The sequence below is a fragment of the Actinacidiphila yanglinensis genome (assembly GCF_900107965.1).
Classification (GTDB): Bacteria; Actinomycetota; Actinomycetes; order Streptomycetales; family Streptomycetaceae; genus Actinacidiphila; species Actinacidiphila yanglinensis.
This window is the reverse complement of the sequence record NZ_FNVU01000033.1, coordinates 32,779-46,935: the sequence shown is the minus strand read 5'-3', so window position 1 is coordinate 46,935 and position 14,157 is coordinate 32,779. Positions and strand designations below refer to the sequence as shown.

The 14,157-nt window shown below is 72.0% G+C and carries 10 protein-coding genes and 1 pseudogene; 5 read left to right on the top strand and 6 right to left on the bottom strand.

The features are described from left to right. Positions 1-89: 89 nt before the first annotated feature. A complete protein-coding gene (locus C4U44_RS39875) occupies positions 90-1,175 on the top strand; it encodes a DMT family transporter (protein ID WP_200823571.1) in 1,086 nt (361 codons plus the stop codon). Beyond that, entirely contained in the window at positions 1,172-2,578 is a 1,407-nt protein-coding gene (locus C4U44_RS39870; RefSeq protein WP_103891029.1) for an amidase, read from the top strand. Before C4U44_RS39875 ends, C4U44_RS39870 begins: the two co-directional genes overlap by 4 nt. Positions 2,579-2,590: 12 nt before the next feature. On the opposite strand, the gene C4U44_RS39865 is transcribed toward C4U44_RS39870, so the two are convergent. Continuing rightward, complete coding sequence (locus C4U44_RS39865; RefSeq protein WP_103891028.1) at positions 2,591-3,202, bottom strand: ABATE domain-containing protein; 612 nt, start codon at positions 3,200-3,202, stop codon at positions 2,591-2,593. 260 nt (positions 3,203-3,462) lie between these two features. Here C4U44_RS39865 and C4U44_RS39860 point away from each other — a divergent pair, with 260 nt between their 5' ends. Next, positions 3,463-4,173, top strand: a complete 711-nt coding sequence (locus tag C4U44_RS39860; RefSeq protein ID WP_103891027.1) for a type 1 glutamine amidotransferase domain-containing protein — start codon at positions 3,463-3,465, stop codon at positions 4,171-4,173. A 25-nt stretch (positions 4,174-4,198) separates the two neighbouring features. Here the strand turns inward: C4U44_RS39860 and C4U44_RS39855 are convergent. Next, a pseudogene (locus C4U44_RS39855) lies at positions 4,199-4,423 on the bottom strand (glycosyl transferase); the annotation flags it as partial. 30 nt (positions 4,424-4,453) lie between these two features. Continuing rightward, the gene (locus C4U44_RS39850; RefSeq protein ID WP_103891026.1) at positions 4,454-5,107 is read right to left on the bottom strand and encodes a CatB-related O-acetyltransferase; all 654 of its coding nucleotides are present in this window, start codon (positions 5,105-5,107) and stop codon (positions 4,454-4,456) included. 100 nt (positions 5,108-5,207) lie between these two features. Between C4U44_RS39850 and C4U44_RS39845 the strand changes: the two genes are divergently transcribed. Continuing rightward, positions 5,208-5,858, top strand: coding sequence for a TetR/AcrR family transcriptional regulator (locus C4U44_RS39845; protein ID WP_103891025.1), 651 nt, complete (start codon positions 5,208-5,210; stop codon positions 5,856-5,858). A 69-nt stretch (positions 5,859-5,927) separates the two neighbouring features. On the opposite strand, the gene C4U44_RS39840 is transcribed toward C4U44_RS39845, so the two are convergent. Continuing rightward, positions 5,928-6,830, bottom strand: coding sequence for an NADP-dependent oxidoreductase (locus tag C4U44_RS39840; protein WP_103891024.1), 903 nt, complete (start codon positions 6,828-6,830; stop codon positions 5,928-5,930). A 269-nt stretch (positions 6,831-7,099) separates the two neighbouring features. On the opposite strand from C4U44_RS39840, the gene C4U44_RS39835 reads away from it, so the two are divergent. Continuing rightward, the gene (locus C4U44_RS39835) at positions 7,100-10,330 is read left to right on the top strand and encodes a family 78 glycoside hydrolase catalytic domain (RefSeq protein WP_200823570.1); all 3,231 of its coding nucleotides are present in this window, start codon (positions 7,100-7,102) and stop codon (positions 10,328-10,330) included. A gap of 125 nt (positions 10,331-10,455) precedes the next feature. Here the strand turns inward: C4U44_RS39835 and C4U44_RS39830 are convergent, their stop codons facing one another. After that, positions 10,456-13,509: an alpha-L-rhamnosidase-related protein gene (locus tag C4U44_RS39830; RefSeq protein WP_103891022.1), complete on the bottom strand. Its 3,054-nt coding sequence runs from the start codon at positions 13,507-13,509 to the stop codon at positions 10,456-10,458. A 245-nt stretch (positions 13,510-13,754) separates the two neighbouring features. Further along, entirely contained in the window at positions 13,755-14,138 is a 384-nt protein-coding gene (locus C4U44_RS39825) for a winged helix-turn-helix transcriptional regulator (RefSeq protein WP_103891021.1), read from the bottom strand. Positions 14,139-14,157: the final 19 nt, after the last annotated feature.

The following is a 14,157-nucleotide window of genomic DNA, read 5'->3' as shown; positions in this document are numbered from 1 at the left end:
CAGTGTAGGGCGACTGTGTAGGGCAGCTACAACTTCACTGTAGAAGTTGGTGATTGCCTTCACCATGGGGAGGGGTGCAGCGTGAGGGCATGCCCGTTGCCCGCCGTACCGATGCCACGCTGTTCGTGATCGCGCTGGTCTGGGGTTCCAGCTACCTGGCGGCCAAGACAGCCACCGGCGCGCTCCCCGTCACCAGCGTGCTGTTCGCGCGGTACGCGATCTCCGCGCTCGCGTGCGGGGCGTTCGTCACCGCCCGCCGGGCGAGGCGCCGTTGGACCCGGACGGAGCTCCGCGCCGGATCGCTGCTGGGGGTCACGCAGGCAGCCGTCCTGGTGCTGGAGACGTACGGGGTCGCGCACACCAGCGCCGCGAACGCCGGCCTGATCATCAGCCTGACCATCGTGCTGACCCCGCTGCTCGACCGGACGGCCGGCGACCGCCGGCTGCCCCGGACGTTCTTCGCCGCCGCCGGGCTGTGCGTGCTGGCCGTCGGGCTGCTCACCTCCAGCACCGGGCTGCACGCGCCGCGGCTCGGCGACGCCCTGATCCTCGCCGCCGCGGTCGTCCGGGCCGGGCACGTCGCGCTCGTCGGACGGCTCACCGCCCGCCGCCCCATGCACGCACTGCATCTGACGACCGTCCAGACCGTCGTCGGCTCGGCGCTGTTCCTGCCGCCCGCCCTCACGCACCTGCCCGACCTGGCCCGCAGCAGCGCCACCACATGGTCGCAACTGGTCTATCTCGCCCTGTTCTGCAGCGTGTTCGCCTTCCTCGCCCAGACCTGGGCGGTGCAACGCACCTCCGCCAGCCGGGCCAGCCTGCTCCTGGGCACCGAACCGATCTGGGCCGTCGCGATCGGCATCAGCTTCGGCGGCGAACGGCTCACCGCGCTCGCCTTCCTCGGCGCCGTGCTCATGGTCGCCGGAACGTACTGGGGCCAGGCCATCGAACGCGCCCACCGCGCCAAGGCGGGTGAACGAACGGCGCGGCCGGGTGGACATGCGGCGGCACTCCGGTGCAATGCCGCGGGAAAAAGCGCACGAATGGTGAGATGTCCGTCGGCGCGGGTCCGTGAGGGCGTACCCGCGCCCGCGGCATCACCGCAAAGGGATCACGCCGTCGCGCGGATCCGCCCCGCAGGTCCGGCCCGCACCGGTGAAAGGGAGCCCCCATGACCGCTGACCTCGTTCACCGAGACGCGACGGAACTCGCCGAGCTGATCCGCACCGGCGAGGTCTCCTCCGTCGAAGTGGTGCAGGCACACCTCGATCGCATCGAGGCCACCAATCCGCGGCTCAACGCCATCGTCACGCTTGCCGACGGCGCGCTCGACGCCGCGAAGGCGGCCGACGAGGAACGTGCGCGGGGTGCCGCGGTGGGGCCGCTGCACGGCGTGCCGTTCACGGTCAAGGACGGCTTCGACACCGCCGGGGTGCTCACCCAGCGCGGTTCGCCGATCTTCGCGGGGCGCGTTCCGGACACGGACGCCACCGGCGTGGCGCGCCTGAAGGGGGCCGGTGGGATCCTGCTGGCGAAGACCAACCTCCCGGAGTTCTCCTACTGGGTGGAGTCCGACAACCTCCTGACGGGCAGGACGAACAACCCCTGGGACCTGGACCGTTCGTCCGGCGGTTCGAGCGGCGGCGAGTCCGCGGCCATCGCCGCCGGGATGTCGCCGCTCGGTCTCGGCAGCGACCTGTCCATCTCGGTCCGCGGGCCGGCCGCCGACACCGGCATCGCGGCCCTCAAGCCGACGCACGGGCGCATCCCCATGACGGGGTTCTGGCCCCGGGCACCGCGCCGCGACTGGCACGCCGGTCCCATGGCCCGCACCGTCCGCGACCTCGCGCTGGCGTACTCGCTGCTGGCCGGTCCTGACGGCGCCGACGGCTACTCCGTGGTCCCGCGCGAGTTCGACGCCGGCCTGGGCGTCTCACCGGACCGGGCCGTGCGGGTCGGCTGGCTGGTCGACTCGGGACTCGGGCCGGTCGACGCGGAGGTCGCGGCGACCGTGCGCGCCGCCGCCGACGCCCTGCAGGGTGCGGGGGCCCGGGTCGAGGCCGTCGACATCCCGGCCCTCCAGCGGGACAACGCCCTCGACCTCTTCGCCCGGCAGCACGTCATGGAGCTGAAGCCCGCCGTCCGGGAGACCGTCGCGGGTCACGAGGACCAGATGTTCACCTACTCCAAGACCCTGCTCGCCACCCCCGACACGTCCGTGGAGGACTACGTCCGGGCCGAGCAGGGCCTCGAACGCCTCCGGGACGGCTTCGCGGAGTACTTCCAGCAGCACGACGTGCTGCTGCTCCCCGTGACGACGATCCCCGCACATGTCCACCAGCTCGGGCAGTTCGAGCTCGGCGGACGGACGGTGGGCCCCTTCCACGTGAGCTCGACGACCGTGCCGTTCAGCCTGACCGGGCTCCCGGCCCTGTCCATGCGGTTCGGCACGAGCGGCGACGGCATGCCGATCGGCGTGCAGCTGGTATCCACCTGGCACGCCGAGTCGACGATCCTGCACGTCGCCTCGCTGCTGGAGACGCTGAGCCAGGTCCGCGACCGGCACCCCACCCTCTGACAGCCGGGGACCTCACGCCGCCCCGGTGGTGGCCTTCCGCCGGCTGCGGTAGGCGCGCTGCGACGCCTGCGAGCTGCACGCCGTGCCGCAGTAGAGCCCCGAGGTGTTGCGGGTCTTGTCGAAGAACCCGGAGTGGCAGCCCTTGTTCGCGCACATCTTCATCCGGGCCCACGCCCCCCGGGCCGCGAGGTCGGCCGCGGCGGCGAACAGCGCACCGAACGCGCCCAGCACCCCGCTCTGCGCGGGCACGAGCACGCAGCCGCCGGCGGTGACCCGAAGCGTCAGCGGATGGCGATCGGCGGTCCGCCGCAGGTACGCCTCGGCGGCCGGCAGCAGCTCCGCGCCCTCGACGCACCCGGAGTGATCGCGGAAGACCGTGCACAGCGCATCGCGCAGCTCCCGGCCCGCCATCGCGTCCGCCTGCGTGACCGGCTCGTCCTCGCCGGGCTCCAGCCCCGCGCCCGCCATCCAGGCCCGCAGCGCCGCACCGTCGCCCAGCAGCTCGATCCGCTCGCTGCCGTGGGGCGCGGTGTTCACGAAGCCCAGGAGCAGTTCCGAGCTGCGGCACACGTCACCGGCACACGTGTCCGCCGCTGTCTGCTGCAGGTCCGGTGTCTGCTGCACGTCCTCTCACCTCCGCATCACGTCCACACGAGAACCTATCCTACGCCCGCGATCTCCACGGCGTCATGACCGAACGACATACGCATATGACGAATGGTTCCACCGGTTCGCAGAGACGACATGCGAGGGTGTTACGGTTGTTTCGCGGCTGAGAGGGAGAACTCCCTGGCCGGTCGCCCCCGCGCGACATCCCGGCCCCTTGCACGCTCTCCTGAAACCCCCTGCAGCCCCCCGAACCCTTCTTCCCACGGAGGCACACCATGTCCTCGGTTCTCATCGTGCTGTCCGCCGCCACCCGGTGGACCCAGGCGGACGGCAGCCAGCGCCCCACCGGCTACTGGGCCGAGGAGTTCGTCGAGCCCCACCGCGCCTTCACCGCGGCCGGCCTCGACATCTCCCTCGCCACCCCCGGCGGCCGCGCGCCGACCGTCGACGAGCTCAGCCTCGCCCCCGAGGCGAACAACGGCGACACCGCGAAGGTCGCGGACCTGCGCGCTTATCTGGAGTCCGGCAGCGTCCAGGACTTGCTGACGTCCCCACGGCGCCTGGAGGACGTCGTCCCGGGCGACTTCGACGCGGTCCTGATCCCCGGCGGCCACGGCCCGATGCAGGACCTCGCGGTCAACGAGGATCTGGGCCGCCTGCTGGAGACCGCCCTGCCCGACACCTCCAAGGTCGTCGCCGCGGTGTGCCACGGCCAGGCGGGCCTGCTCTCCGCGGGCAGTGCCGAGTCCTGGCTGTTCGAGGGCCGCAGCCTCACCGCCTTCTCCGACGAGGAGGAGACGATGACCGGGCTCGCCGCCAACGCCGCCTGGCTGCTGGAGAGCCGGCTGCGCGCCGCGGGCGCCGACTACTCCAAGGGCCCGGCGTGGTCCCCGCACGTCGTCGTCGACGGCAATCTCGTCACCGGCCAGAACCCGGCGTCCGCGGGCCCCGCCGCCGAGGCCGTCCTGAAGCTGCTCGCCGTCTGACCGCGACGCGCCGCCTCCGTACGGGTCAGTGCTCCAGGGCCGCGGCCAGCACCTGCTCGACGAGGTCGGCGGCGCGCGGGGTGCCGCCCTCCGCCCGCGCGGCGGCCTGCAACTCTTCGGACCGGCGGACGCGTTCGGGATCGGCGAGCAGGTCGTCCAGCGCCGCGCGGAGGGTCCCGGCGGTGGCGTCGTCGGTGTCCACGCGGCGGGCGACGCCGAGTTCCACGAGCCGGTCGGCGTTCATGAACTGCGGGTGCGGGCGGCGGGGCGGGGCGCGGCGTCAGGACCGGTCGATCCGCGCGGCGGCCTCCTCCAGTTCGGTGATCGTCCCCGACATGATCGTCCGGACGTGCCGGGTGACGTGGTCCAGAGGCCAGTCCCACCACGCCACTGCGAGGAGCCGGGCGATGTCCCCGGCGTCGAACCGCGTGCGGATGAGCCGGGCGGGATTGCCGCCGACGATGCCGTAGTCGGGGACGTCGCCCGTGACCACGGCGCCGGCGGCGATGATCGCGCCGTGCCCGATGCGGACACCTGGCATGACCGTGACGCCGTGCCCGAACCACACGTCGCTGCCGACGACCGTGTCGCCCCGGCCGGGAAGGTTGGTGATCAGGTCGAAGTGCTCCGCCCAGGAACCCCCCATGGTGGGGAACGGGAAGGTGGAGGGACCGTCCATGCGGTGGTTCGCACCGTTCATCAGGAACCGGGTGCCGGTCGCCAGCGCGCAGTAGTTGCCGATCACCAGCCGCTCGGGGCCGTAGTGGTACAGGACGTTGCGCGTCTCGAACGCGGTCGGGTCGTCCGGATCGTCGTAGTAGGTGAAGTCGCCGACCTCGATCAGCGGCGACGTCAGCAGTGGCTTGAGCAGTACCACGCGCGGCTGCCCGGGCATCGGATGGAGCACGGTGGGGTCGGCGGGAACGGGTGGCATCGCGGCGGGCGGTTCCTCTCCGGTGGCCTTAGAGCGACGGCTGTCGCATTAGGATGCTCGCATGCCCCTGCCCCGTTGATCAACCGGATACCGAGTGCCGATGACAGACCCGCCGGACACCACGCCGGACACCACGCCGGACACCACGCCGGACCGCCGTCCGGGCGGCCGTACCGCCCGCATCCGCGCGCAGGTCCTCGATGCGGTGCGCGCCGAACTCGCCGAGGGCGGTCACGAACGACTCACGATGGAGGGGGTCGCGACGCGTGCCGGGGTGCACCGCGCCACGGTCTACCGGCGCTGGCGCGACGTCGGCGGCCTGCTCGTCGACGTCATCGACGCCGCCGGCGAGATCGACTGGCAGCCGCCGGACACCGGTTCGCTGCGCGGTGATCTCACGGCCCTCAACCGGGAGATCCAGGAATCCCTCGTCGTCCGCCCGTCGCCGGCCCTCGCCCTGATGGCTGCCTCGTTCCACTCCCCGCAGGCCGCGCGGGCCCAGACGCGGTTGTGGGCGGACCGGTACGCCCAGTGCGAGGTCCTCGTCGAGCGCGCCGTCGAGCGCGGCGAACTCCCCGCGCGGCAGGTGGACGCGAGGAGCCTGCTGATCGCCGCCACGGCGCCGCTCTACCACCAACTCGTGCTGCTGCGCGCCGAACCGGACCCGCGGTTGCCGGAACAGGCCGCGCGGGCAGCGGTCCTGGCGGCTGCCGCTGGTGCCTTCTTCGTCCCCCGGGAAGCGGATACGTGAGCGGGGGAGACGTGCGGAGGGTGCCCGCACCCCGCCGTGTCGGCCGACGGGCGCGTGCATCCCGCCGCGTCAGCCGACCAGCAGGACGAGCTTCGCGCGCACGTGGCCCTCCTCGCCGACGCGGTGCGCCTCCGCGATCCGGTCGAGCGGAAACGACCGCGTGACCGGGACCGCGAAGCGCCCCGCCTCGATCAACTCGCCGATCTCGGCCAGCACATGGACCGCGCGCCCGTCGTCCCCGCGGCTGAACCTCACCCCGTGCTCGCGCGCCCCCGCGAAGTCGGCGACCGTCAGGACGTGTTCCGGGCCGCCGGCGAGCCCGATGAGCGCGGGCAGCACGCCGCTCCCGGCGACGTCGAGTGCCAGGTCGACGCCGTCCGGCGCGAGCGCGCGGACGCGTTCGACCAGGCCCTCGCCGTAGGCGACGGGCTCGGCACCCAGCGCCCGCAGGTGGTCGTGGTGCGCCGGACCGGCGGTCCCGATCACGCGCGCGCCGCGGGCCACCGCGAACTGGACCGCGGCGCTGCCCACGTTCCCGGAGGCCCCGTTGACCAGCAGCGTGCGGCCGCTCTCGACGCCGAGGGTGTCGATCGCGCGCAGGGCGGTCTCCGCGGCGGCGGGCAGCGCGGCGGCGCCGGCGAAGTCGAGCCGCGGCGGGATCGGCGCGTAGAAGGCCAGCACCGCCAGTTCGGCCTGCGCCGCCCCGTCGGGGCAGAAGCCGAAGACGCGATCGCCGACGGCCACGTCCGAGACACCCGCGCCCACCTCGTCGACGACGCCCGCGGCCTCGTAGCCCAGGGTCTGCGGCAACTCCTCGTCCAGCAGACCCCTTCGCTTCTTCCAGTCGCTCGCGTTGACGCCGGCCGCGCGTACCGCGATCCGCACCTGCCCGGGGCCCGGCCGCGGATCGGGAAGTTCCACGATCTCCAGGACCTCCGGGCCCCCGAACCTGCTGAAGCGCGCGGCCTTCATCAACGGCTCCCCTCTGGCCGCGGGTTGCTGCCTCGCGACGCACCCGGCGGTGATCACCGCTCTTCCGGCTTCGGGCACCGTACGCCAGGAACGCCGCCCCGACCTCCACCCCACGCGGCCGTGTCCCCGCCGAGCGAGGTGGCGTGAGAGATCTTGTCTTCCCCGCGCGGCCTGTGGTTGAGTGACATGGGGAACGGTTGAAACGATTCACTCTCAACGATTCACTGCCTCGTGCGCCGAATCGTGTGTCGTCGTTGGAGGCAAGCGTGATGAAGCGAAGATCTGCTGTCGGGCTGATGCTGTCGGTCGTGGCCGCCGCGTCCGGGCTGGACGCCACGCCCGGAGCGGCCGCCGCGCCCGGACCGGACGACCCCAAGGGCGGCGCGGGGAGCGCGGCGGGGCTCGCGGTGAGCGGGCTCAAAGTGGAGCACCAGGCAAAGCCGTTGGGCATCGACGTTCCCCGGCCCCGGCTGAGCTGGCAGGTGGCCCCGGGGCGCGACGCCGTCGAGCAGGCGGCCTACCAGGTCGAGGTGTCCACCTCGCCCGGCGGCCGGGGCGTGGTGTGGGACAGCGGGAAGGTGCGTTCCTCGCAGTCCTTCGACGTCACCTACGGCGGCGCCGCCCTCGCGTCGCGTACGAAGTACTCCTGGCGGGTCCGGGTCTTCGACCGTTCCGGACGCGCGTCGGAGTGGAGCGCCGAGGAACCGTTCGAGACGTCCTTCGTCGACCCCGGCGACTTCCAGGGCACCTGGATCGGCGCCCACGCGAGCGCGCCCGTGCTGCGGCTCGCCGGCGCGAACTGGATCTGGTACGCCGAGGGCGATCCCTCCGACTCGGCCCCGGCCGGCACGCGGTACCTGCGCCGCAGCTTCGACCTGGCCGCCGGGGCGCAGATCGCGTCCGCGGAGATGCAGCTCACCGCCGACGACAGCTTCACGCTGTACGTCAACGGCACCGAGGTGGCGAGCTCCCCGCGCGTGGCGAACTCCTGGTCGACCGCGAGCGTCCTCGACATCGCGCCGTACCTCCACGCGGGGACCAACGTGCTGGCGGTCGAGGCGACCAACAGCAACCAGGGACCGGCGGGCGTACTCGGCAGCCTCCACTTCGAGGGGACGGCAGCGCCCGCCGACCTCGTCACGGACGGCAGTTGGAAGGCGGCGAACACCGCCGCCGACGGATGGCAGCAGCCCGGCTACGACGACACGGCCTGGCCGCAGGCACTGGTCGCCGCCTCCTACGGCGCGGGCCCCTGGGGCTCGTCGGTGTCCGCCCCGCCCGCGCCCGAGACCCTGCTGCGCAGCGACTTCACCGCCCGCAAGAACATCGCCTCGGCGCGGGCGCACGTCGCGGGCCTCGGCTACAACAAGCTCTACCTGAACGGCCGGCGCATCGGCGACCGGGAACTCGAACCCGGATTCACCGTCTTCTCCAAGACCGTCCTGTACTCGACCTACGACGTCACCGACGCGCTGCGCACCGGCGGCAACGGGATCGGGGTCAGCCTGGGGCGTGGCTACTACGCGATGACGTCCCCGGACGAGTGGGAGGCGTCGTCCTGGTGGAGCGAGCCCAAGCTCAAGCTGGAACTCGACATCACCTACACCGACGGTACGCGCCAGCAAGTGGTCAGCGACAGCGGGTGGAAGGTGTCCGACGGGCCCACGTCCACGCAGTCGCTGTGGTTCGGTGAGACCTACGACGCCCGTGCGGAACAGGCCGGTTGGAACGACACCGGCTTCGACGACAGCTCCTGGCACCCCGCCCTGGAGGTCGACGGGCCGACCGGCACGCTCCGTTCGGAGAGCTTCCCGCCCATCAAGGTGACCGGCCGGCTGACGCTCAAGCAGACCACCACTCCGGTCGACGGCACGCACGTCCACGACTTCGGTACCCCTACGGCCGGTTGGGCGCGCATCGGCGTCCAGGGCCCCGCCGGGTCGACGGTCACCGTCACCTACGGCGAGAAGCTCCACGACGACCTCACCGTCGACAACACCGGCGCCTTCGGCCTCGGCCTGCAGACCTACACCTACACCCTCAAGGGTGACGGGGTGGAGTACTACCAGCCGAGCTACAGCTACGCCGGTTTCCGCTACGCCCAGGTCGTCGTCCCCCAGGGGGTAACCCTCCGGTCGGTCGAGGGGATGCGGGTCCACACGGCGGTGACGTCCACCGGCGGCTTCACCAGTTCGAGCGACCTGCTGAACCGCTACCAGGACGCGCAGGCCGACACGATCCTCAACAACCTGTACTCGGTCCCGACCGACACGCCGATGTACGAGAAGCGTCCCTACACGGCCGACGGCTTCCTCTACGCGGACTCGGCGATCGCCAACTTCGACATGCAGAACTTCTACGAGAGCTGGATGCGCTCGCACCGCGACGACCAGAACGCCGACGGGTCGATCGGCCCCACGGTACCCACCACCGAGTCCGGCAAGCTGGTCAAGGACCCGGTCTGGTCGGCCAGTTACGTCCTCGGCACCTGGGACCTGTACTGGTACTACGGCGACCTCCAGGCGGTCGCCGACAACTACGCCGGCATGAAGGCCTGGATGGCGTACTACGAGCAGAACATCGCCGGCACCGGGGGCATCTACACCGGCTTCAGCTACGGCGACTGGCTCTCGCCCGAAGGCGCCAACGCCCCCGAAGGCACCCGCCTGACGGGCACCGCCTACATCTACCGCACCGCCACCAGGCTCGCGACGATGGCGAGGGCGCTGGGGCACGGTGCCGACGCCGACCACTTCGACGCCTTCGCCGCGCAGGTCAAGGACACCTTCCACGCGACCTTCTACGACGCCGACCAGGGCGCCTACTTCGACGACAAGGCCGCGGGCTACCGGCAGACGTCGAACGTGGTCCCGCTGAGCTTCGGCCTGGTGCCCGAGAAGTACCGCAAGGTCGTGACCGACAACCTCGTCGCGGACATCCACGCCCGCGGGGACCACCTGGACACCGGTGCGCTGGGCACCAAGGTGCTCCTGCCGGTCCTCACCGACGCCGGGCACGGCGACCTCGCCTACACGGTCGCGACCAACCCGACCTATCCCGGCTGGGGTTACTGGTTCGAGGGCCTGGGCGCCACCACCATGTGGGAGGAGTGGGACGCCAACTCCCGCTCCCACGACCACGCCTTCATGGGAACGGTGGACGACTGGCTCTACCAGGGCGTCGCCGGCATCAAGGTCGCCGCGCCCGGCTACACGAAGGTGACCGTCCAGCCCTTCGCCGTCGGCGACCTGACCCACGCCTCCGCCCACGTGGAGTCGCCGCTCGGTCGGATCGCCTCGTCGTGGACGAGGAAGCAGGGGCAGTTCACCCTGCGCGTCGACATACCGGTGGGATCGAGCGCCGACGTCCTCGTGCCGGTCGGCGGACGGCAGAAGGTGCATGCCACCGCGGCCGCGACATCCGGCCGGATCGCGGACGGCTACGCGCACTTCACCGTCGGCGCGGGCAGCCACCTGTTCCGCGTCACGGGCCAGGAGTAGCGCTCACGAGCCTTGCTCGCGGGGTCGGGCCCTGACCCTGGCGAGGACCTTCGACGCGGTGCGGCCGTCCAGGACCGCACCGCGCGGAGGCCCTCGGGGACGAGAGGGGATACTCCGCCCGAACCTCAGCCCGAGGTGAGGAAACAGGACTTGACGGTGCCGGGCGCGGGATCGCCGAACACCGTGTTGGTGCAGGCGGTCCCGCCGGTCAGCGACCTCGTGGTGAAGGTCCCGCCCGCCCCGTAGGCGACCGTGCGGGTGCCGCTGAACGCGCACAGCCCGTTCTCGGGTGCGCAGTACGCCGATCCGCTCGGGCCATTGGTGACCGCGCCCGCGTAACACGCCTTCACGAAGCCGAAGTCGGGGTCGCCGAGCGTCGCGTCGTCGCAGGCCGTGCCGCCGGTGACGGTGCGGTAGCTGTAGACGCCGTCGGCCCCGTAGGCCACCGACCGGGTGCCGCTGAACGCGCAGGTGCCGTTCTGCGGGGCGCACTGGGTGTAGTCGGCCGGTGGCGAACCGCCGGGATTCGCGGCGACGGTGTACGTTCCGGGCTGGACGCCGGTGAGGTCGACGAAGGCGCCGTCCCGGTGGGCGCCGCCGATGCCGCCGGTCGCCGTGAAGGTGCCGCCCTGCCAGACCACCTGGCCGTTGACGGCGACGATGGGGTCGGTCGCGCCGCCGGTGGGCACCGCGATCGTGCCGCTGGTACCGGCGGGCGCGGTGACGTTCATGGAGAACGCGCCGGCACCGCCCTGCGACGCCCAGGACACCTGCACGGCGCCGTGCGGCGTCGGCGCCCGCCCCTCCGCCCAGGCCAGGTCACCGGGGTGCGGCTGCACCGACCAGGTGGCGTAGCCCGGCGACGTCGGCAGGATGCCGAGCACGTAGCCGGAGAGGGCGCTGGTCGGCGCGGTGGACCAGCCGTGCGCGAGGCTGGTGCTGCTTCCGAGGCCAGGGGTGCCGTCGGCGGCCGAGACGTTCTCCCACATGGTGCCGCCGGAGTAGTCCCCCTCGGCGATCATGTGGCCCCACAGGGTGGAGAGCAGCTGCTCGGCGCCGGCGGTGTCGTCGTTCGCCAGCCGGGCCTGGAGTTCGTACCCGCTGACGAACGGGCTGACCAGTGCCTCGTTGCCGGCGTCGGAGGAGAAGGGCAGCGGACCGTAGGGGCTCGTCCACAGCCGGGACTTCAGTGCGGCGAGGATCGAGGTGGCCTTGCCCGCGGGCGCCACCCCGTACAGGACGGCGAGGGCGTTGGCGTCCTGCGCGACAGAGGACGTCTGGCTGTTGCTGGTCAGGTAGAGCCCGGTCGCGGTGTTGAACAGGTGCGCGTTGATGGCCGACTTCAGCGCGGCCGCCTGCTGGGTGTACGCGGCGGCCTGCGCGCTCTGGCCGGCCCCGGTGGCGATCTGGGCGCCGTCGAGGAGGGCCTGGTAGTACAGCACGTTGTACTCGGTGACCTCGCCGGATTTGCTGCCGTCGTAGAAGTCCCAGTCGGCGCCGTCCGCGGCCGGCGTGTCGAGCAGCCCGTTGCCGTCGACCTGCGAGGCGTTCCAGGCGAGTTCGCGCTGGACGGCGGGCCATTCCTGCTGGATGAAGGCGGTGTCACCGGTGTACAGGTAGTAGGAGGCCAGGCCCAGCACCCAGTAGACGGAGTACGACGCGGAGTAGGCGCCGGTGGTGCCGGATATGGGCCCGCCGGTGTTCACGGTCGTTCCCGGCGGCATCGCGCCCGCGACGGAGCCCCTGGTCTCCTGGTAGCTGCCGAGCAGTTGCAGCGCCCCCTTGAGCGCGGCGCTGTCGCCGGTGGAGTAGTAGGTGGAGGGGCCTTCGACGTTCAGGTCCCCGCTCCAGACGGCGCGGTCGCGCGCGGCGCCGTCGAGGACGGACGGCACGGTGTTCGTCCCGGGGACGTCGAAGTCCGCCAGCGCCGAACCGCTGCTCAGCGGGCTGCTGTAGACGGTGTCGCCGGAGGAGCCGACCACCGTCAGGTTGCGGAACTGGGCCTCCTCGCCGTTGTACTCGCGCAGGCCCACGCTGCCGATCGGGTAGCTACCGGCGCCGGAAGGGAAGGAGCCGCTGTCGAGCGTGGCGATCTCCTGGCCGTCGAGGGAGACCGTCAACGTGCTCCCGGAGACAGTCGTGCTGACGGTGTGCCAGGTGTCCGGCGCCAGGTTCGCGGGCAGGGGCGCGCTGCCGAGGCTGGTGTACTGCCCGTCGTGCAGGTCGAGTTCCTGGAGGGTGTTCGGCGTGCCCGCGGTGTCTCCGGCGGCGTTCAGGATGAACACGTAGCCGTTGTCGGCGTCCTGGCCGCGGACGACCCAACCCGCCTGGTTCGTCACGATCTTCGTGTCGAACGTGGTGGTGTAGTCGCCCCAGTAGGAGCCCTGCTTGAGCAGGCCGACGTCGCCGCCGAAGTCGTCGAGCGCACCACCGGTGACCGTCCAGCTCCCCGGCAGCGAACCGGTCGGCACGGTGTCGAGCTGGTCGGTGTAGGCGCCGTCGTACCAGATCCTGTTGAGCTGGTCGGAACTGGAGACGAAGTAGCCCTGGTAGCCGTCGGAGCCGGTCCGGTCGGCGATGTAGTGGACGCCCGCGTCGCCGAGGGTGAGGGTGCCCGGGGAGGTGAGGGTGATCTCCTCGTAGCGCTCGCCGCCCTGGACGTAGCGCGCGGTGATGGTCCCCGGCGCGGAGACCGGGTACGTGTCGTGGCGCGCGGGGTCGCCTTCCGCCCACGGGGTCGCGGCGTCGCCGGTCGGGGTGAGGAACCCCCGGGACTGGCTGTAGCCGGCCTGCAGCGTCGGCGAGCCGGACTCGGACCGGACGTCGAAGTAGGGGACGCCACCGATGTCCTGCCCGTAGTCGAGCACGATGGACGGGGTGGTGCCGCCGGAGGTCAGGGACAGCGTGGCGGTGCCCGAGCCGCCGCACACCAGGTTCTGCGCCCCGCTGACGGTTCCCGACGTGCTCACCACCGATGCCGGGCAGAGCGTCGCGCTCTGCGGCGTCCGGACGTAGCTCTGCCAGTCGGGCGCCGACGGCCATGGTGTGTCGGCAGCGGCGGCCGCCGCTGCGCCCGAGGCGGCGGCGGGAGAGGCGGGTAACCAGAAGGTCAGCGCGAGGGTGCCGCCCACAGCGGCGGCTGCGATGCGCCGCCGGTGGGCTCGCCGGTCAAGGACCATGATCAGCTCCGTGGGGGAAGGAGGGCATGGGTGAGGGGCTGTGCGCGCGCCTGGTGGTGGGGCGGGGGCGCGGTGCACGGGACGGGCAGGAAAACGGCACCGTGGGTGTGAATCGTTTCAATCAGCGGTGTCGGCGCGACATTAACGAGCGGCCCGCCGTGCGTCAATGGGTTCCGCACGCATCGGGCACCCACGAATCGGGCAGGCAGAATCGGACCCGGGGGAGCGGGAGACCTTCCGAGCCCTCAGCCGCGGTGGCCGGCGACCGGCTCCGGTTCATCGTCGAGCGCGTCGAGCACTGCCTCGCCGTTCGCCCTCGCCCACTCGGTCAGCATGTGGATCGGGTCGATCAACGTCGCCCCGAGCGGGGTGAGTTCGTACTCGACGCGGGGTGGCACCTCGGCGTAGGCATGGCGGCGGACAAGCCCGTGTGCCTGGAGCCGCCGGAGCGTCTGGGTGAGCATCTTGCGGGAGATGCCGCCGATCAGGTCGATCAGCTCGCCGTGGCGCACGGGGCCCTTGCTCAGGCCGTAGAGCACGACCGCCGTCCACTTGTCGGCGAGCAGCTCGACCGCCAGACGCGCCGGGCAGTCGGCGAGGAAGGGGCCACCGGGACCGAAACCGCTCATGGCGCCAAAGGTACCTGGG

Bases quoted from the DNA above. Each gene is read 5' to 3' on its own strand.
- C4U44_RS39875 (WP_200823571.1), top strand. From the start codon at position 90: ATGCCCGTTGCCCGCCGTACCGATGCCACGCTGTTCGTGATCGCGCTG.
- C4U44_RS39870 (WP_103891029.1), top strand. From the start codon at position 1,172: ATGACCGCTGACCTCGTTCACCGAGACGCGACGGAACTCGCCGAGCTG.
- C4U44_RS39860 (WP_103891027.1), top strand. From the start codon at position 3,463: ATGTCCTCGGTTCTCATCGTGCTGTCCGCCGCCACCCGGTGGACCCAG.
- C4U44_RS39850 (WP_103891026.1), bottom strand. From the start codon at position 5,107: ATGCCACCCGTTCCCGCCGACCCCACCGTGCTCCATCCGATGCCCGGG.
- C4U44_RS39845 (WP_103891025.1), top strand. From the start codon at position 5,208: ATGACAGACCCGCCGGACACCACGCCGGACACCACGCCGGACACCACG.
- C4U44_RS39840 (WP_103891024.1), bottom strand. From the start codon at position 6,830: ATGAAGGCCGCGCGCTTCAGCAGGTTCGGGGGCCCGGAGGTCCTGGAG.
- C4U44_RS39835 (WP_200823570.1), top strand. From the start codon at position 7,100: ATGAAGCGAAGATCTGCTGTCGGGCTGATGCTGTCGGTCGTGGCCGCC.
- C4U44_RS39830 (WP_103891022.1), bottom strand. From the start codon at position 13,509: ATGGTCCTTGACCGGCGAGCCCACCGGCGGCGCATCGCAGCCGCCGCT.
- C4U44_RS39825 (WP_103891021.1), bottom strand. From the start codon at position 14,138: ATGAGCGGTTTCGGTCCCGGTGGCCCCTTCCTCGCCGACTGCCCGGCG.